Consider the following 16,944-nt stretch of genomic DNA (forward strand, 5'->3'; position numbering starts at 1 on the left):
TGATCCTAGGTTCCGGTGACATCTGGCACTGGCGGCGGGGAGGCGCGCTGCCTAGCGTCGTGACCATGACGGACGCACCGCTGCTGATCGCCGAGGACCTGCTGCTGATCCTGCTGGACGACGACTCCGGCAGGCTCACCCACGCGAGCTACCTCGACACCGGTCTCGGCGGCGCCCACCTGGTCGACCTGGCCCTGGGCGGGCACGTCGACGTCGACGAGCCCGGCCGGAAGTGGGGCTTCACCCAGGCCGCCCGGGTCCACGTCACGGGCTCGCTGCCCGGCGACCCGGTGCTGCGGGCGGCGTACGACACGGTGGCGGAGAAGGAGCGCACCGCCCAGGACCTCGTCGGACGCCTCGGCAGGAAGCAGCGCGACCCGCTGCTCGAGCGGCTCGCCGGGCGCGGGCTGGTCGAGCGGCGCGAGGGCAGGGTGATGGGGCTCTTCCCCACCACCCGGTGGCCCGCCGCCGACGCCCGCCACGAGACGCAGGTGCGCCAGGCGCTGGACTCCGCGCTGCTGCGCGGCGGGACGCCCGACCCGCGGACGGCGGGCCTGGTGGCGCTGCTGCACGGCCTCGGGGTCGCCCACCGCGTGGTGGACCGCGGCGACGTCCCCGCCGGCGAGGTCAAGAAGCGCGCCAAGGCCGTCGCCGAGGGCGACTGGGCCGCGAAGGGCGTCAAGGACGCCGTCGCTGCGGCCCAGGCCGCGGTGGTGGCGGCCATGGTCGCGTCGTCCGCGGCCGCCACCGCCGGGTCGAGCTAGCTGAAGTCCAGGTCCGCGGACCGGCTCCGCTTGAGCTCGAAGAACAGCGGGTAGGACGCGACGGCGACGCAGCCGTCCCAGAGCTTCCCGGCCTCCTCGCCGCGCGGCGCCTTGGTGATGACGGGACCGAAGAACGCGGTGCCGTTGATGTGGATGGTCGGCGTGCCGACGTCGTCGCCGACCGCGTCCATGCCCTCGTGGTGGCTCCGGGCCACCGCCTCGTCGAGGGAGGTGTCGTCGTAGGCGTCGATCAGCTCCGGCGGGAGGCCGGCGTCGGCGAGCGCGTCGATCGCGATCTGCTTGCCGAACTCCTGGCCCTCCACGTGGATGCGGGTGCCCATGGCGGTGTAGAGCGGCAGCAGCACCTCGCTGCCGTGCTCCTGCTCGGCCTTGATGCAGACCCGCACCGGGCCCCAGGCCTGGTCGAGCATGTCCCGGTAGTCCTGCGGGATGTCCTTGTCCTGGTTGAGGTAGGCCAGGCTCATCACGTGCCAGTGGACCTCGATGTCGCGGACCTGCTCGACCTCGAGCATCCAGCGTGAGGTGATCCAGGCGAAGGGGCAGCGGGGGTCGAACCAGAAGTCGGCGCGGTCTTTGCTCATGGTGGGCGAACCTAGCGGGAGGACCGGTGATTCCCGAGTGACATGATCGGTCCCATGCCTGGAACCAACCTGACCCGCGACGAGGCGCAGCAGCGCGCCCGCCTCCTGGAGGTCGCGTCGTACGACGTCGCGCTGGACCTCACCTCGAGCGAGACCACCTTCGAGTCCACCACCACGCTGCGCTTTCGCAGCACCGAGCCCGGGGCCGAGACGTTCGCCGACCTGGTCGGAGCGACCGTGCACGAGGTGGTCCTCAACGGCACCGCCCTCGACGCCTCCCAGGTGTACGCCGACCACCGCATCACCCTGTCCGGGCTGCAGGCCGACAACGAGCTGGTCGTGCGCGCGACCCTGCCCTACTCGCGCACCGGGGAGGGCCTGCACCGCTTCGTGGACCCCGCCGACGACCGGGTCTACACCTACTCCCAGTTCGAGGTCCCCGACGCCCGCCGCGTCTACACCACGTTCGAGCAGCCCGACCTCAAGAGCCGCTTCACCTTCCACGTCACCGCCCCGGCCGACTGGGTGGTGGTCAGCAACGCCGCGACGCCCGAGCCCGAGGCGCTCGACGGCAGCCGCGCGGTGTGGCACTTCCCGGCGACCGAGCCGATGTCGACCTACATCACCGCGATCATCGCCGGGGAGTACCACGCGGAGCACGACGTCCACCGCGGCAAGCACGGCGACATCCCGCTCGGCCACTACTGCCGCCAGTCGCTGGTCGAGCACATGGACACCGCCGAGCTGGTCAAGCTCACCAGCCAGGGCTTCGCCTTCTTCGAGGAGGCCTTCGACTACCCCTACCCGTTCGGCAAGTACGACCAGCTCTACGTGCCGGAGTACAACATGGGCGCGATGGAGAACGCCGGTGCGGTGACGCTGCGCGACGAGTACCTCCCCCGCAGCCGCCAGGACGCCTCGTTCTACGAGTTCCGGGCCTCGGTGATCCTCCACGAGATGGCGCACATGTGGTTCGGCGACCTCGTCACGATGCGCTGGTGGGACGACCTGTGGCTCAACGAGTCCTTCGCCGAGTGGGCCTGCTACCACGCGGCGGTCGAGGCCACCGAGTTCGACGAGTCGTGGACCGGCTTCACCAACGCCCGCAAGAACTGGGCGCTGCGCCAGGACCAGCTGCCCAGCACCCACCCGATCGCCGCCGACAACCACGACCTGCAGGCCGTCGAGGTCAACTTCGACGGCATCACCTACGCCAAGGGCGCCTCGGTGCTCAAGCAGCTCGTGGCGTGGGTCGGCCTGGACAACTTCCTGGTCGGGCTGCGGGCCTACTTCAAGGCCCACGCGTTCGGCAACTCCGAGTTCAGCGACCTGCTGAGCGCGCTGGAGACCGCCTCGGGCCGCGAGCTGGACTCCTGGGCCAAGGAGTGGTTGCAGACCAGCGGCGTCAACACCCTCACCCCGCGCGCGGAGACCGGCGCCGACGGCGCCTACACCGCCTTCGCGATCGAGCAGACCGCCACGGTCGAGCACCCCACCCTGCGCCGTCACCGGCTGGGCATCGGCCTCTACGACGAGGTCGACGGCCGGCTGGTGCGTCGTACGGCGGTGGAGGTGGACGTCGACGGCGAGACCACCGAGGTCCCCGAGCTGGTCGGCGTGCGCCAGCCCGACCTGCTGCTGCTCAACGACGGCGACCTCACCTACGCCAAGATCCGGCTCGACGAGCGCTCGCTCGCCACCGTCGTCGGCGGGCTCGGCCGGCTCGACGACAGCCTCGCCCGCGCGCTGTGCTGGGGCGCGGCGTGGGACATGACCCGCGACGCCGAGATGCGCGCCACCGACTTCGTCGAGCTGGTGCTGGGCAACATCGCGGGCGAGACCGACGCGTTCGGCTCCTCGCGCATCCCCGGCTACGCCAGCCAGGCCGTGCACCACTTCTCCGACCCGGCCCACCGGCCCGCGCTGCGGGCCCGGTGGGAGGGCGGCCTGCGCGACCTGCTCGACGCGGCGGAGCCGGGCAGCGACCACCAGCTGACCTTCACCCGCGCGCTCGCCTCGGCGGCCCGCAGCGAGGAGTCGGTGGCGCTGCTCGAGGGCCTGCTCGACGGCAGCGCGGGCATCGAGGGCCTGGTGGTCGACACCGACCTGCGCTGGACGCTGCTGTCCGCGCTGGCGCGCGAGGGGGCGGCCGACGACGCACGCATCGACGCCGAGCTGCAGCGCGACCACACCATCTCGGGCCAGGAGCGCGCCGCGTCCGCGCGCGCCGCCCGGCCCACGGCGGAGGCCAAGGCCGCCGCCTGGGAGCTCGCCGTGGTCCGCGACGACGTGCCCAACGAGACCCAGCGCAGCGTGGTGCTCGCCTTCATGCAGCCCGGACAGGAGGAGGTGCTGCGGCCCTACGTCGCGCGCTACCTCGAGGTCGCCGACACGCTGTGGGAGGACAAGGGCACCCAGCGCGCCTCGACCGCCCTGGAGTGGCTGTTCCCGCGGCCGATGGCCTCGCCCGAGCTGCTCGAGCAGGTCACCGCGTGGCTGCGCGACTCACCGGCCAACCCGGCGGCCAAGCGCTACGTGCGCGAGGGCGCGGCCGACGTCGAGCGCTACCTCGCCGGTCAGGCGCACGATCGGGGCTGAGCGCCCCGGGGAACCGACGACGTGCCCGCTCGCTGCGCGGCGGCTCAGCTGCCGTGCAGCGAGCGCGGCGCGCGGGCCGCGTCGGCGAGCTGGGACACGCCGTGCTTGACGCCACCGACGACGTCGCCAGCGGCGAAGGAGCTCTGCATGCCGGCGACGGCGAGGCGCACGGCCTCGTCGCTGAGCGTGCGGCGCACCACCTCGCCGGTGACGACCTCGAGCCGGCGGGCGGCCGGGTCGACGAGCACCATCACGCTGCGGGGCGGGTTGGCCAGCGCGGCGTGCAGGCGGTGGGCGTAGGCAGCGGGCTCGCCCTGCGCCGCGCCGACGTAGACCGAGAACTCGTAGCGGCAGACCGTCTCGGCGTTGCGGATCGCCCGGTCGATCTCGGCCTGCTGGGCGCCGTTGAACTCACCAGTGGGCACTGGTGCCACCCGAGCCCTTGCCGGCCGACTCGATCTGCTCCGGCGTCACCTGGTCGGCGGCGCCGAGGCCCTTGGTGGGGCCTCCGAACCACTCCGGCTCACCGCGCCAGGCGGCGCCCGGCTCGTAGCCCTTGTCGCGGGCCATCGAGGGCAGCACCGTCAGCAGCGCCACCACGGCGGCGATGCCGACCGGGATGATGACCAGCACGAGCAGGAAGCCCAGGACCGAGACGTCGGGCGCCTGCTCCCACGCGGCGGGGGTGTCGGCCGAGGCCGGCGTCACCGCCGCCGCCGCGAGCACGAGGCCCAGGGAGCCGACGGGCGCGAGCAGGGTGCGGCGGACACGGCGGGCGCGACGGCCGGAGTCGTGAGTCAACACACTCCCAGGATAGCCGGGCTCGGCTTGGTCGGGCTCCACGCGGGCTCGTAGCCTCCCTCACATGCTCGTCCCCACCCCCCTGCTCGACATGCCGACCCAGTGCCAGGAGAGCGACAGCTGGACCTGCGCCGCCGTCTTCGAGTGGACCGGCAACGAGGCGCTGGCGCGCGCGGCCACCTGGCTGATCGGCAAGCCGACCGCCATCGTGGCCATCCTGCTCGGCGCCCTCGTGGTCCGGTGGCTGGCCAGCAAGGCGGTCGACCGCGTCGTACGTCGCGCCACGGTCGCGCCCGCCCCCGGTGCTCGGGCCGGTCACACCCGCCGGGCCCAGCGCGCCCGCAGCCTCGGCACGCTGCTCAAGAGCATCGGCACCACCGTGGTCTTCGGCATCGCCTTCGTGATGGCGCTCTCCGAGATCGGCGTCGACGTCGCCCCGATCCTGGCCAGCGCCGGGGTGCTGGGCCTGGCCATCGGCTTCGGCGCCCAGAACCTCGTCAAGGACTTCCTCTCCGGCGTGATGATGATGATCGAGGACCAGTACGGCGTCGGCGACGCCGTCGACCTCGGCGAGGCCGTCGGCACGGTGGAGGCCGTGGGCCTGCGCGTGACGCGGGTGCGCGACGTCAACGGCACCGTCTGGTACGTCCGCAACGGCGAGATCCTCCGCGTCGGCAACCAGAGCCAGAACTGGGCCCGCACCGTGCTCGACGTCAACGTCGGCTACGGCGAGGACCTCGTGCGCGTGCGCCGGATCCTCGAGGAGGTCGCCCACGGCCTGTGGGACGACGAGGACTTCCGCGACCTGGTCATCGAGGAGCCCGAGGTGTGGGGCGTGGAGAACCTCGGCCCCGACGCCGTGGCGGTGCGCGTGACGCTCAAGACCGCGCCGCTCGAGCAGTGGGCCGTGGCCCGCGAGATGCGGCAGCGCATCAAGGCCCGCTTCGACCACGAGGGCATCGTCATCCCGCTCCCCCAGCGGGTGGTGTGGCACCACGACGCTCCCCCGCGGCCCGCCGCCCCGGCGGCCGCTGAGTAGGCGTACTCACCGCGGTCGAGTAGCGCTCCCGACGCCACGAGGACCCTCGCGGGCCGATGATCGGGCCATGAGCAGACTCGCCGACCCCCGCGTGTGCCCGGACTGCCGGGCCGACCTGGACCCCGACGGCCGCTGCCGCGGCTGCGGGCTGCACCTGCGCGGCCCGCTCGCGGTCGAGCTGTGGGGGGTGATGCAGACCGCCGACGCGCTGGTCGAGCGGCTCCGGGCGGCCGTACCCGCGCCCGCCCCCGTGGCCGCCCCCGTGGCCGTCACCCGTCCCGTCACCGGTCCCGTCCCCGTGCCGGTCGCACCCGGCCCGCCACCGTCGGCGCCGCCCGGTCGTCGCACCGGTGTCCCGGCCTCGTCGGTCCCGGTCGTGCTGCTCACCCTCGGCGGCCTGTGCCTGATGGTGTTCGCGCTGATCTTCATCGGCGTCGCCTGGAGCCTGCTCGGGCTGCTGGGCCGCACCCTCGTGCTGCTCGCGGTCACCGCGTCGCTGGGCGGCGTGGCCGGGCTGATGACCCGTCGCGGGCTGCGGGCCTCGGCCGAGGTGATGTGGGTGGTCACGGCCGGCATGCTCGCCATCGACCTGTACGCCGCCCGCGCCTCCGGCCTGCTCGGGCTCGACGCGCTGCCCGACCGCGCCGGCCACGCCCTGGTCGGCGCCGCCCTGCTGGGCCTGGGTCTCGGCGTGTCGCTGCTGGCCCGTCGTACGCCGCTGGGCGCGATCTGGTCGATGCAGGGGGTCGCCGTCGCCGGCGCCGCCCTGGTCGCCGCCGCCCAGGCCTGGACCCGCCCCGACCCCGCGGCCGCCTCGACCCTCGCCGTCGTGCTGGCCGCGGCCCTCGGGCTCGCCGTCCGGCCCCGGCTCCGCGGGGCCGGTCTCGGGCTGCTCGCGCTGGCCCCGGTGAGCTGGCTGGTGCTGCTCGGGGCCGGCGTCCTGCGCAGCCTCGAGCCGCTCGACGCCGCCACCTGGTGGGCGCAGGGCCGCTGGTGGCCGCTGCTCGCGGCGGCGGTGCTCGCCGCGGTGGTGGTGCACGCACCCCGGGTCCCCGCGTGGGCCCGACCGTGGGCCGCCGGGCTGGCCCTGGTGCCCGTGGTGGCCGCCGTCAACGCGCCCGGCACGCTGGGATCCGCCGCGGCGGACGAGGTGGCGATGGTCGTCTCGGTGCTGCTGCTGGCCGCGGTCAGCGCCCTGGCCGGCCCGACCTGGGCCCGTGCGGGTGCCGTGCTGACGGCCGTCGGCACGCTCCTGCTCGGCCTCGTCCTGGTCGGCCGCTCGCTGGTGGTCGTCGGCGACGTCCTGACCGGGCCGACCGCTCCCGCCACCGGCCTGCTCGCGGCCCCGTCCGAGGGCGCCGTGCCGTCGTGGACGGCGGTCGTGCTGGCGCTGGGCGTCGTGCTCGGCGCCGCCTCGCTGCTGCGCCACGCGGCCGGGCCGGCCGTGCCGGTCTCCGCCGCCGGCGCCCGCGGCGTCGTGCTCGCCGCGGCGCCCGGGGTGCTCGCGCTCGGGCTGCTCGTGCTGCTGCTCGGTCTCGAGCCGGTCCGGTGGACCGCTGCGCTCGGCGGCCTCGTCGCCACGGGCGTGGCGGCCGGGGCGGCGTGGTGGTGGCGCCGCGAGGTGCCGGCCGCGGTCGCCGCCGCCACCGTCGCGGCGTACGTCGGGCTGCTGACCCTGGCCCTCGCGGCCGGGGCCGGGGCCGACGAAGCGTGGCTGCCGGCCGCGGTCACCACCGCGCTGGCCCTGCCCGCGCTCGCTGCGTCGCTGCTGCGCGACCGCGAGGGTGCGGCGACCTCGGCGTCGCTGCTCGCCGGCGCCGGGGTGCTGCTGGGCGGGGTCGCGCTGGTCACCTGGGGCGCCCAGCTCGACGTCGGCGAGACCGTGCAGGCCGTCGCCCTCGCGTCGTACGCCGCCGCGGCGGGCCTGCTCGCCGCTCCCGTGACCCGGCTGGTCGCGACCCGGGTCGCGCTGGAGACGGCCGCGCTGGTGGCCGCGGCGGGGGCCGTCGCCCTCGCCCCGGGCGCCGCGGAGGCCGCGGTCGCGCTCACCGTCACCGGCTCGGCCGTCGCGCTCCTGGCCGTGCTGCACCGCGACCGCGAGTCGCTCGCGTGGCTCGCCACCGTCCTGCTCGCCGCCGCCACGCTGCTGCGGGTGGTCGCCGAGGTCACCGCCCCCGAGCTGGTGACGCTCCCGGCCGCAGCGCTGCTGCTCGCCGTGGGCACGCTGCGGCTGCGCCGCGACGCGACCGTCGGCAGCACCCGGGTGCTGGGCTCCGGGCTGGTGCTCGCGCTCGTGCCGAGCCTGCTGCTGGCGCTGGCCGACCCGGTCTCGCTGCGCGGCGCGCTGCTCGGCGCGGCCGCGGTCCTCACGCTGGCCTGGGGCGTCACCCAGCGGCTGGCGGCCCCGTTCACCGTGGGCGCGGCGGTGACCGCCGTGCTGGTGCTGCGCCACCTCGGGCCGGTCGCCGACGCGGTCCCCCGCTGGGTGACCATCGGCGCCGTCGGCGTCGCGCTGCTGGTCGTCGGCGTCACGTGGGAGTCCTCGCTGCGCAGCATCGACCGTGCCCGCCGCTACGTCACCTCGCTGCGCTGAGCGCGGGGCCGGGCCGTCATGATGAGGGGGTGAGCACCTTCTACGACGAGATCGGCGGCAGCCCGACGATCCGCACCATCGTGCACCGCTTCTACGCGGGCGTGGCGCAGGACGAGGTGCTGCGGCCGATGTACCCCGAGGCCGACCTCGGTCCCGCCGAGGACCGCTTCGCCTCGTTCCTCGAGCAGTACTGGGGCGGGCCCACCACCTACTCCGAGCGCCGCGGCCACCCGCGGCTGCGGATGCGGCACGCGCCGTTCGCGGTGACGCCCACCGCGGCGCAGCACTGGCTGCGCCACTTCCGCGACGCGCTCGACGAGGTGGCGCTACCGCCCGAGCAGGACCAGCAGTTCTGGGACTACGTCACCCACGCGGCGCAGTTCATGGTCAACACCCTCGAGGAGCCCGACGAGGTCCCCCGCCCGGCCCGCTGACGGCGGCGCTGGTGCCGGGCTCAGGCGAGCTCGGCCTCCAGCCGCTCGCGCTGCTGCGCGGTCAGCGCCACCGGACGCTGGGTGTCGAGGTCGAAGCCGACCAGCACCACCAGGGCGGTCGCGAGCACGGCGCCGGCCGCCCCGTCCGCGACGAGGGGGTCGCGCAGCTCCGAGCGCACGGTGAAGGACTTCTCCCCCACGTGGGCGACCCACGCGTGCACGTCGTACGCCGCCGCGCGCGGCCGCACCGGCGCGAGCAGACCGACGTCGGTGCGGGCCACCACGACGCGGCCCCAGTCCTGGCCGCGCTCGTGCAGGTCCATGAAGTAGAGGATCCGGCTCTCCTGGAAGAGCTCCACGACCGCGTCGTCGCGCACCAGCCCGTCGGCGCCGACGTCGGAGCCGCGCACCGGCAGCGCCAGGCGGTGGCGACCCGGCCGGCGCTCGCCCCGCACCTCGCGCCACGCGAGCGGCTCGTCACGGAGGTCCTCCAGGCGCGCGCGGAGGTCGTGGTCGGGGGCGCTGTGCAGCTCCAGCGTGGACTCGGCACGGAGGTGGGTGACACTGCCCGACGGCGCGTCGTCCCGAACGACGTGGGTGAGCGTCAGGACGGCCCCGTCGACGTCGCTCACCGAGGTGTCGACCAGGGCCGGGCGTCGGCCGAAGACCAGCGGGGCCACGAAGTCGATGCGGTGGCCGGTGACCCGACCGTCGCCGGCGCGCAGGTCGGCCAGGAACGCGGTCCGGGCCTGCGCCAGGTAGTCGAGGTAGGTCACGTTGTTGACGTGGCCGAGCAGGTCCATGTCGGCCCAGCGCAGCGGAACGGCACAGGTGTGGGGCACGCGCCGATGCTCCCAGAGGCGGTTCAGCGGCCCAGGGCGAGGTGGCCGTAGTAGTGCAGCACGCCCTCGTGGCGGCGCAGCCGGGCGCGACGGGTCTCGGCGACCACGGAAGTGGTGGCGACCAGGCCGACCAGGGCGAGGACGAGCCCGAGACCGGCCAGGGCGGCGAAGCCGAGGACGAAGGGCGCCAGGTCGGGCAGCAGGGTGAAGCTCATGGTGGAGGTCCTTTCTACGTCTGTAGAAATCGAGTCTACGTCTGTAGAAGCCGGGGCTCCAGGCGGCCGGTAGTGTCCTGCGTCACCGACCCACCGCGCGAGGAGGACCCGTGGCACCGCCGTCGGCCGACTTCTCCGAGCGCCAGCAGCGGCTGCTCGACGCGGGCGTCCGCGTCGTCGCCCGGGCGGGGCTGCGCGGCCTGACCCACCGGGCCGTCGACCAGGAGGCGGGGCTCCCGCAGGGCACCTGCTCGGCGTACATGCGCACGCGGCTGGCCCTGCTCACCCGCCTCACGGAGTACGTCGTGCACCGGCTCGCCTCCGACATCGACGTCCTCACCGAGGACCTGGAGACCCATGGCGTCGACCCCGACCACGCCCTGCGGGCCACCTCGGCGCTGCTGCGGGGCTGGCTGGACGACCCCGACCTGCTGGTCGCACGGATGGAGCTGTCGCTGGAGAGCACCCGACAGCCCGAGCTGGCGGTGCTGGTGCTGGCGCACGGCGAGCGGCTGGTCCACGTCGTGGACCACGCCGTCGCCCGCGCCCACCCGGGCTGGACGGCGCAGGAGACCTCGCTGCGGGCGAGCACGCTGGTCGCGGCGCTCGACGGGGTGCTGCTGCGCAGCCTGCGCGAGCCGCCGGAGGGGCGGGCCGCCGGGCTGGAGGCCGCCGTCGGCCTGCTCATGGAGCAGCTCGTGGCCGCCCGTCCCTGACCCGGCGGAGGGGCGTCTAGGCTGGCAGGCGGCTACCGGTCGGTAGTCACCTCCGAGACCAGGGAGCACCCATGCCCGAGGCAGTGATCGTGTCCGCAGCCCGCACCCCCATCGGGCGTGCCAACAAGGGCTCGCTCAAGGACTTCCGGCCCGACGACCTCACGGCCCTGGCCGTGCGCGCCGCGCTGGACAAGATCCCGGCCCTGGACCCGACCACGATCGACGACCTGATCCTGGGCTGCGGCCTCCCCGGCGGCGAGTCCGGCTTCAACATGGGCCGCGTCGTCTCGACGCTGCTGGGCCTGGACTCCGTGCCCGGCACCACCGTGACGCGCTACTGCTCCTCCTCGGTGCAGACCTCCCGGATGGCGCTGCACGCCATCAAGGCCGGCGAGGGCGACGTCTTCGTCTCGGCCGGCGTCGAGACCGTCTCGCGGTTCGGCAAGGGCACCTCCGACCACCTCCCCGGCACCGTCAACCCGCGCTTCGACGACGCCCAGTCGCGCAGCGCGAAGCTCGCGGAGGGCGGCCAGGACTGGCGCGACCCGCGCGAGGACGGCGACCTGCCCGACATCTACGTCGCGATGGGCCAGACGGCCGAGAACGTCGCCAACCTGCGCGGCCTCGACCGCCGCGAGCTCGACGAGTTCGGCGTGCGCAGCCAGAACCTCGCCGAGAAGGCCATCGCCGACGGCTTCTGGGCCCGCGAGATCACCCCGGTCACCACCCCCGACGGCACGGTCGTCAGCGCCGACGACGGCCCGCGCGCCGGTGTCACCTACGAGTCGGTGGCCGGCCTGAAGCCCGTCTTCCGCCCCGACGGCGTCGTGACCGCCGGCAACTGCTGCGGGCTCAACGACGGCGCGGCGGCCGTGGTCGTCATGTCCGACACCAAGGCCGCCGAGCTGGGCCTCACCCCGCTCGCGCGCATCATCTCGACCGGCGTCAGCGGGCTCTCGCCCGAGATCATGGGCCTGGGCCCCGTCGAGGCGACCCGCCGCGCCCTGGCGATCGCCGGGATGTCGATCGGCGACATCGACCTGGTGGAGATCAACGAGGCGTTCGCGGCCCAGGTCGTCCCGTCGTACCAGGAGCTCGGCATCGACCTCGACCGGCTCAACGTCAACGGCGGCGCCATCGCCGTCGGGCACCCCTTCGGCATGACCGGGGCCCGGCTGCAGAACACGATGATCAACTCGCTCGACTGGCACGACAAGTCGACCGGCCTGATCACGATGTGCGTCGGCGGCGGCCAGGGCATGGCCATGATCCTCGAGCGCGTCTGACCCGCAGCCGGACCGACGCCGTCGCGGCACGCCCCTCCGGGTGGGCCGCGGCGGCGTCGTCGCACCTAGACTCCGCGCATGGGGAGTGGGACTGGGGACGACGAGGTCGAGTGGCTCGAGACCGGGCAGCAGCAGGCCTGGCGTGCCTTCATCATGGGATCGGAGCTGTTGCTGCACCAGCTCGACCGCGAGCTGCGCGCCGAGCACCAGCTCTCGTTCAGCGAGTACGAGATCCTGGTGCGGCTCTCCGAGGCCGAGGACGGCCGGATGCGGATGGCGCTCCTGGCCGACTCGATGTCGCACTCGCGCAGCCGCGTCACGCACACGATCGCGCGCATGGAACGCGCCGGGCTGGTCGAGCGCCACGCCTCGCAGTCCGACGGTCGCGGCGTGGTCGCGGTGATGACGCCCCAGGGGCGTGACCTGCTGGTGCAGGCCGCACCCACGCACGTCCGGGGCGTCCGGCAGCACCTCGTCGACCTGGCCTCGCCCGAGGACTTCGCCGCGCTCGGGCGGATCTTCGACGAGGTCAGCGACCGCCTGCTGCGCGACCTGCCGGCCGGGGCCGACATCCGCGACGAGGCACAGCGTCCGGGCTGAGCCCGGACGCTGCGCCCACGGGCGGCCGCCGGCTCACTCGCGGGTGAGGCGGCGGTGGGTCACGCGGTGCGGCCGCGCGGCCTCGATGCCGAGGCGCTCGATCTTGTTGGCCTCGTAGGCCGCGAAGTTGCCCTCGAACCAGAACCAGCGGCCCGGGTCCTGCTCGGTGCCCTCCCACGCCAGGATGTGCGTGGCGGTGCGGTCGAGGAACCACCGGTCGTGCGAGGTGATGACCGCGCAGCCCGGGAACTCCAGCAGCGCGTCCTCGAGCGAGGACAGCGTCTCGACGTCGAGGTCGTTGGTGGGCTCGTCGAGCAGCAGCATGTTGCCGCCCATCTTGAGCGTGAGCGCGAGGTTGAGCCGGTTGCGCTCGCCACCGGACAGGACGCCGGCCTTCTTCTGCTGGTCGGGGCCCTTGAAGCCGAAGGAGGCGACGTAGGCCCGGGAGTTCATCTCGAAGTTGGCGACCTTGATGAAGTCCAGGCCGTCGGAGACGACCTCCCAGACGTTCTTGTTCGGGTCGATGCCGCCGCGGCTCTGGTCGACGTAGGAGATCTTGACGGTCTTGCCGACGTCGAGGGTGCCCTTGTCGGGCTCCTCCTGGCCCACGATCATCCGGAACAGCGTGGTCTTGCCGACGCCGTTGGGACCGATGACGCCGACGATGCCGGCACGCGGCAGCGAGAACGACAGGTCGTCGAGCAGGGTGCGGCCGTCGAAGCCCTTGCCGAGGTGCTCGGCCTCGAGGACGACGTCGCCCAGCCGGGGGCCGGCGGGGATGTTGATCTCGGAGGTGTCGATCTTGCGCATCCGGTCGGCCTCGGCCGCCATCTCCTCGTAGCGCGCGAGCCGCGAACGGCTCTTGGTCTGCCGTGCCTTGGCGTTGGACCGGACCCACTCGAGCTCGCGCTCGAGCATCTTGGCGCGCTTGGCGTCCTTCTGCCCCTCGATCTTGAGGCGGTCCTTCTTGGTCTCGAGGTAGGTCGTGTAGTTGCCCTCGTAGGGGTGCGCCCGACCGCGGTCGAGCTCGAGGATCCAGGTCGCGACGTTGTCGAGGAAGTAGCGGTCGTGGGTCACGGCCAGGACGGCGCCGGGGTAGCTCGCGAGGTGGCCCTCGAGCCAGGCCACCGACTCGGCGTCGAGGTGGTTGGTGGGCTCGTCGAGGAGCAGCAGGGAGGGCTGCTGGAGCAGCAGCTTGCACAGCGCGACGCGGCGGCGCTCGCCACCGGAGAGGTGGTCGACGATCGCGTCCGGCGGCGGGCAGCGCAGCGCGTCCATCGCCTGGTCGAGCCGGCTGTCGAGGTCCCACGCGCTGGCGTGGTCGAGGTCGGTCTGCAGGTCGCCCATCTCGGCGAGCAGCCGGTCGTAGTCCGCGTCGGGGTCGGCCAGCTCCTCGGAGATGGCGTTGTAGCGGTCGAGCTTGCCCTTGATCTCGCCGACCGCCTCCTCGACGTTCTCCAGGACGGTGCGGCCCTCCGAGAGCGGCGGCTCCTGCTGGAGCATGCCGACGGTGGCGTCGGGGGCCAGCATCGCGTCGCCGTTGTTGGCCTGGTCGAGCCCCGCCATGATCTTGAGCAGGGTCGACTTGCCGGTGCCGTTGGGTCCGACGACGCCGATCTTGGCGTCGGGCAGGAACGACAGCGTGACGTTGTCGAGCACCACCTTGTCGCCGTGGGCCTTGCGGACGTTGTAGAGCGTGTAGACGTAGTCAGCCATGGTGGCCCCAGCCTAAGGGCTCCTGGGAGGACCGTCCCCGTCCCCTCCTCGCCGGAGGCCCGCCACCAGCGCGGCCAGCGCCCGGTCGAGCTCCTCGTCGGTGCAGCCACCCACCCCGAGCACGAGGCCGGTGTCGCCCGCCCGCCGGCAGTAGTCGGCGAGCATCGGGACCTCGAAGCCGGCCTCGCGGGCGGCGTCCCGGGCGGCCCGCGCCCGGTGCTCGGGCATCCGCCAGGCGACGTACATCCCGGCCGGCGGCGCGGTCAGCTCGGCGTACGGCGACAGCGCCTCGACGACCCGGGGCAGCCGGTCGGCGTAGACGCGGCGCCCGGCGCGGACCACGCGGTCGACGTACCCGTCGCGCAGCAGGGACAGGAACGCCCGCTGCACCGGCCACGGCACCGCGTCGTGGGTGGCCGCGCGCAGCGCGACGACCCGCTCGTGGACCCCCGGCGGCGCCACCAGCCAGCCCAGCCGCAGGCTCGGCGACACCGACTTGGACGCGCTGCCGACGTAGGCGACGCGGTCGCGGTCCAGGGCCGCCATCGCCGGGACGGGCGCGACGTCCCAGCGGAACTCCGAGTCGTAGTCGTCCTCGACGACCAGGGTCCCCGCGGCCCGGGCCACCTCGAGCACGGCCAGCCGGGCGGGCGCCGGGAGCACGGTGCCGAGCGGGTGCTGGTGCGCCGGGGTGAGGTACGCCGCGGCGCAGCCCGCCAACGACCCCGGGGCCCGGCCCGGCTCCAGGTCGACCACCTCGCGCCCCACGGCCCCGGCCAGCGCCACCACCGCCCGGTAGCCCGGGTCCTCCACCGCGACGGCACCGGCCGGGAGGCTCAGCAGCAGGTGGCGCAGCGCGTCGGTGGTGCCGTTCGTGGTCATCACCTCGTCGGGGTGGACCACCAGGCCGCGGGTCCGGGCCAGCCGCTCGGCGATCGCCTCGCGCAGCGCCAGCAGGCCGCGCGGGTCCTCGTAGCCGCGCGGCGGGTGGGCAGCCGAGACCTCGCGCCACGCCCGGCGCCAGCCCGACCGCTGCCGCGGGTCGACCCACGGCGTGCCCGTGTCCAGGCGGACCAGGCCACCCGCCGGCCGCGGGGTGCGCGGGCCGCGCTGCGGGGTCGGCGCCAGCCCGGTGGAGGCGACCACCGTGCCGGACCCGTGGCGAGCCGCCGCCCACCCCTCCGCGACCAGCTGGTCGTAGGCCTGCTGCACCACGGCCCGGGACACCCCGAGCTCGGCCGCGAGGGTGCGCGAGCCCGGCAGTCGGTCGTGCAGCGCCAGGGTCCCCTCGAGCACCAGCGCCCGCACCTGGGCCGCCACCTGCGCCGGCAGCGGGGCCGGGTCGGCGCGGTCCAGCGGGCGGAGCGGCAGGCTGGGGTGTGCCACGGAGGCTCCTGACTGGACTGCTGGTCTGGGCCCCAAGTGGACCATGACACCGGTCCACTTCACCGCCAGGCTGGATCCATGACCTCCCCCGCCCTGTCCTCGACCCCCGGCACCCGGATCACCCGGCTGCGCGAGCGCGGCCGCACCGACCGGGAGTCGCTGCACGCCCTGCTCGCGGACGGGCTGGTCGCCCACGTCGGCGTGGTCCGCGACGGCCGCCCGGTCGTGCTCCCCAGCGCGTACGCCGTGGACCCGGCCGGTCCCGACGAGGGCGGCACCCTCTACCTGCACGGCTCGGTCGGCGCCGGGTGGCTGGGCCGGATGGACGGCACCGAGGTGGCGGTGACGGTGACCGAGCTGGACGGCCTGGTGCTGGCCCGGTCGGCGTTCCACCACTCCATGAACTACCGCTCGGCCGTGGTCCTGGGCCGCGCCCGGCTGGTCACCGACGCGGACGAGCGCCACCGCGCCCTGGACGGCATCGTCGACCAGGTCGTCCCCGGCCGCGCCGCGACGCTGCGCCCGATGACCCGCAAGGAGCTCGCCGCCACCGTCGTGCTGGCCGTGCCGCTCGCGGAGGCCTCCGTCAAGGTCCGCGAGGGCGACGTGGGCGACGACGCCGAGGACGTGGCCGCCGGCGCCTGGGCCGGCACCCTCCCGCTGCGCCGGACCACCTCGGGCGTCGTCAGCAACCCCGACTCCCACGACCGGGTGCCCGACGACGTGCGGCGCCGCGCCGAGGCGTGGGGAGCACCGACCACCGGCGCCTGACCTCAGGCGGCCGGCCGGCCCTGCTCCCCCGCTGCCGGCTCGACCGGCGGCCCCACCGCCGGACCGGGCTCCGCCGCGGCCGGGTCACGGCGCGCGGGCCGGGTGAAGGTGGCCGTGCCCCGGTTGAGGTCGTGGCCCACCGAGGTGGCGTCCACCACCACCGTGGTCGAGGTGGAGCCGTCGTCGCGGGTCCAGGTGTCCACCCGGAGCCGGCCGTGCACCACGACGGCGTCGCCGCGGCGTACGGACCCCGCGACGTGGCGCGCGAGCCCGCGCCAGCAGTTGACGGTGAACCACGACGTGGGCCCGTCGACCCACTCGCCCTGGCGCTGGTAGCGCGGGGTCGAGGCCAGGCGGAACGACGCCACCTGGCTCTCCCCCACCTCGCGCAGGTCGACGTCGCCGCCGACCCAGCCCGGCACGATCACGGTGCTCTCGTTCACGACTTCTCCTCCACGGTGCTCGGTCTCGACGGGCCGAGTCCAGCCGACGGCGGGCGCCCGCGCACCCCGGGCTGCCGGGGCTGTGGACGACGGCGGTGCCGGACCGCCCTGTGGAGGCGAGGTGGCGTCCTGCGGCGA

General features: G+C 74.5%; 17 protein-coding genes. 9 read left to right on the forward strand and 8 right to left on the reverse strand.

The window, feature by feature from the left end; translation table 11 throughout:
- Positions 1-65: 65 nt before the first annotated feature.
- Entirely contained in the window at positions 66-764 is a 699-nt protein-coding gene (locus ASG49_RS17155) for a GPP34 family phosphoprotein (protein ID WP_056545020.1), read from the forward strand.
- Here the strand turns inward: ASG49_RS17155 and ASG49_RS17160 are convergent.
- Positions 761-1,366, reverse strand: coding sequence for a hypothetical protein (locus ASG49_RS17160; RefSeq protein WP_056544371.1), 606 nt, complete (start codon positions 1,364-1,366; stop codon positions 761-763). The two genes, ASG49_RS17155 and ASG49_RS17160, sit on opposite strands and share 4 nt — an antisense overlap.
- Before the next feature lie 54 nt (positions 1,367-1,420).
- On the opposite strand from ASG49_RS17160, the gene pepN reads away from it, so the two are divergent.
- Positions 1,421-3,964, forward strand: a complete 2,544-nt coding sequence (gene pepN, locus ASG49_RS17165) for an aminopeptidase N (protein ID WP_056545023.1) — start codon at positions 1,421-1,423, stop codon at positions 3,962-3,964.
- Positions 3,965-4,008: 44 nt separating this feature from the next.
- On the opposite strand, the gene ASG49_RS17170 is transcribed toward pepN, so the two are convergent.
- Positions 4,009-4,389 carry a DUF5130 family protein gene (locus ASG49_RS17170; RefSeq protein ID WP_056544372.1) on the reverse strand — a complete coding sequence of 127 codons (381 nt, stop codon included), beginning with the start codon at positions 4,387-4,389 and terminating at the stop codon, positions 4,009-4,011.
- A complete protein-coding gene (locus ASG49_RS17175; protein WP_056544375.1) occupies positions 4,376-4,768 on the reverse strand; it encodes a hypothetical protein in 393 nt (130 codons plus the stop codon). The genes ASG49_RS17170 and ASG49_RS17175 overlap by 14 nt, the downstream gene beginning before the upstream one ends.
- Before the next feature lie 61 nt (positions 4,769-4,829).
- Between ASG49_RS17175 and ASG49_RS17180 the strand changes: the two genes are divergently transcribed.
- The 3 genes from ASG49_RS17180 to ASG49_RS17190 all read left to right on the forward strand — a co-directional run bounded on the left by ASG49_RS17180 (position 4,830) and on the right by ASG49_RS17190 (position 8,831).
- Positions 4,830-5,804, forward strand: a complete 975-nt coding sequence (locus tag ASG49_RS17180; RefSeq protein ID WP_235562149.1) for a mechanosensitive ion channel family protein — start codon at positions 4,830-4,832, stop codon at positions 5,802-5,804.
- A gap of 67 nt (positions 5,805-5,871) precedes the next feature.
- A complete protein-coding gene (locus tag ASG49_RS17185) occupies positions 5,872-8,397 on the forward strand; it encodes an SCO7613 C-terminal domain-containing membrane protein (protein WP_056544377.1) in 2,526 nt (841 codons plus the stop codon).
- A 29-nt stretch (positions 8,398-8,426) separates the two neighbouring features.
- Positions 8,427-8,831, forward strand: coding sequence for a globin (locus ASG49_RS17190; protein ID WP_056544381.1), 405 nt, complete (start codon positions 8,427-8,429; stop codon positions 8,829-8,831).
- Positions 8,832-8,851: 20 nt separating this feature from the next.
- On the opposite strand, the gene ASG49_RS17195 is transcribed toward ASG49_RS17190, so the two are convergent.
- Positions 8,852-9,673, reverse strand: a complete 822-nt coding sequence (locus ASG49_RS17195; RefSeq protein WP_156384403.1) for a thioesterase family protein — start codon at positions 9,671-9,673, stop codon at positions 8,852-8,854.
- A 23-nt stretch (positions 9,674-9,696) separates the two neighbouring features.
- Positions 9,697-9,888, reverse strand: coding sequence for a hypothetical protein (locus tag ASG49_RS17200; protein WP_056544386.1), 192 nt, complete (start codon positions 9,886-9,888; stop codon positions 9,697-9,699).
- A 110-nt stretch (positions 9,889-9,998) separates the two neighbouring features.
- On the opposite strand from ASG49_RS17200, the gene ASG49_RS17205 reads away from it, so the two are divergent.
- The 3 genes from ASG49_RS17205 (at position 9,999) to ASG49_RS17215 (ending at position 12,490) form a co-directional block, all read left to right on the forward strand.
- Positions 9,999-10,604: a TetR/AcrR family transcriptional regulator gene (locus tag ASG49_RS17205; protein ID WP_056544389.1), complete on the forward strand. Its 606-nt coding sequence runs from the start codon at positions 9,999-10,001 to the stop codon at positions 10,602-10,604.
- A 71-nt stretch (positions 10,605-10,675) separates the two neighbouring features.
- Positions 10,676-11,890: an acetyl-CoA C-acetyltransferase gene (locus ASG49_RS17210; protein ID WP_056544393.1), complete on the forward strand. Its 1,215-nt coding sequence runs from the start codon at positions 10,676-10,678 to the stop codon at positions 11,888-11,890.
- Positions 11,891-11,968: 78 nt separating this feature from the next.
- On the forward strand, positions 11,969-12,490 hold the full coding sequence (locus tag ASG49_RS17215) for a MarR family winged helix-turn-helix transcriptional regulator (protein ID WP_056544396.1): 522 nt from the start codon (positions 11,969-11,971) through the stop codon (positions 12,488-12,490).
- A 33-nt stretch (positions 12,491-12,523) separates the two neighbouring features.
- On the opposite strand, the gene ettA is transcribed toward ASG49_RS17215, so the two are convergent.
- Together ettA and ASG49_RS17225 are read right to left on the reverse strand one after the other, a co-directional pair.
- Positions 12,524-14,206, reverse strand: a complete 1,683-nt coding sequence (gene ettA / locus ASG49_RS17220) for an energy-dependent translational throttle protein EttA (protein WP_056544399.1) — start codon at positions 14,204-14,206, stop codon at positions 12,524-12,526.
- 12 nt (positions 14,207-14,218) lie between these two features.
- Positions 14,219-15,592, reverse strand: coding sequence for a PLP-dependent aminotransferase family protein (locus ASG49_RS17225; RefSeq protein ID WP_235562150.1), 1,374 nt, complete (start codon positions 15,590-15,592; stop codon positions 14,219-14,221).
- 78 nt (positions 15,593-15,670) lie between these two features.
- Between ASG49_RS17225 and ASG49_RS17230 the strand changes: the two genes are divergently transcribed.
- Positions 15,671-16,363, forward strand: coding sequence for a pyridoxamine 5'-phosphate oxidase family protein (locus ASG49_RS17230; RefSeq protein ID WP_056544403.1), 693 nt, complete (start codon positions 15,671-15,673; stop codon positions 16,361-16,363).
- 2 nt (positions 16,364-16,365) lie between these two features.
- On the opposite strand, the gene ASG49_RS17235 is transcribed toward ASG49_RS17230, so the two are convergent.
- Positions 16,366-16,806, reverse strand: coding sequence for a single-stranded DNA-binding protein (locus tag ASG49_RS17235; RefSeq protein ID WP_056544406.1), 441 nt, complete (start codon positions 16,804-16,806; stop codon positions 16,366-16,368).
- Positions 16,807-16,944 lie beyond the last annotated feature (138 nt).

The organism is Marmoricola sp. Leaf446, assembly GCF_001424755.1.
Classification (GTDB): domain Bacteria; phylum Actinomycetota; class Actinomycetes; order Propionibacteriales; family Nocardioidaceae; genus Marmoricola.

Bases quoted from the DNA above. Each gene is read 5' to 3' on its own strand.
- ASG49_RS17155 (WP_056545020.1), top strand. From the start codon at position 66: ATGACGGACGCACCGCTGCTGATCGCCGAGGACCTGCTGCTGATCCTG.
- ASG49_RS17160 (WP_056544371.1), bottom strand. From the start codon at position 1,366: ATGAGCAAAGACCGCGCCGACTTCTGGTTCGACCCCCGCTGCCCCTTC.
- pepN (WP_056545023.1), top strand. From the start codon at position 1,421: ATGCCTGGAACCAACCTGACCCGCGACGAGGCGCAGCAGCGCGCCCGC.
- ASG49_RS17180 (WP_235562149.1), top strand. From the start codon at position 4,830: ATGCTCGTCCCCACCCCCCTGCTCGACATGCCGACCCAGTGCCAGGAG.
- ASG49_RS17185 (WP_056544377.1), top strand. From the start codon at position 5,872: ATGAGCAGACTCGCCGACCCCCGCGTGTGCCCGGACTGCCGGGCCGAC.
- ASG49_RS17200 (WP_056544386.1), bottom strand. From the start codon at position 9,888: ATGAGCTTCACCCTGCTGCCCGACCTGGCGCCCTTCGTCCTCGGCTTC.
- ASG49_RS17210 (WP_056544393.1), top strand. From the start codon at position 10,676: ATGCCCGAGGCAGTGATCGTGTCCGCAGCCCGCACCCCCATCGGGCGT.
- ASG49_RS17215 (WP_056544396.1), top strand. From the start codon at position 11,969: ATGGGGAGTGGGACTGGGGACGACGAGGTCGAGTGGCTCGAGACCGGG.
- ettA (WP_056544399.1), bottom strand. From the start codon at position 14,206: ATGGCTGACTACGTCTACACGCTCTACAACGTCCGCAAGGCCCACGGC.
- ASG49_RS17230 (WP_056544403.1), top strand. From the start codon at position 15,671: ATGACCTCCCCCGCCCTGTCCTCGACCCCCGGCACCCGGATCACCCGG.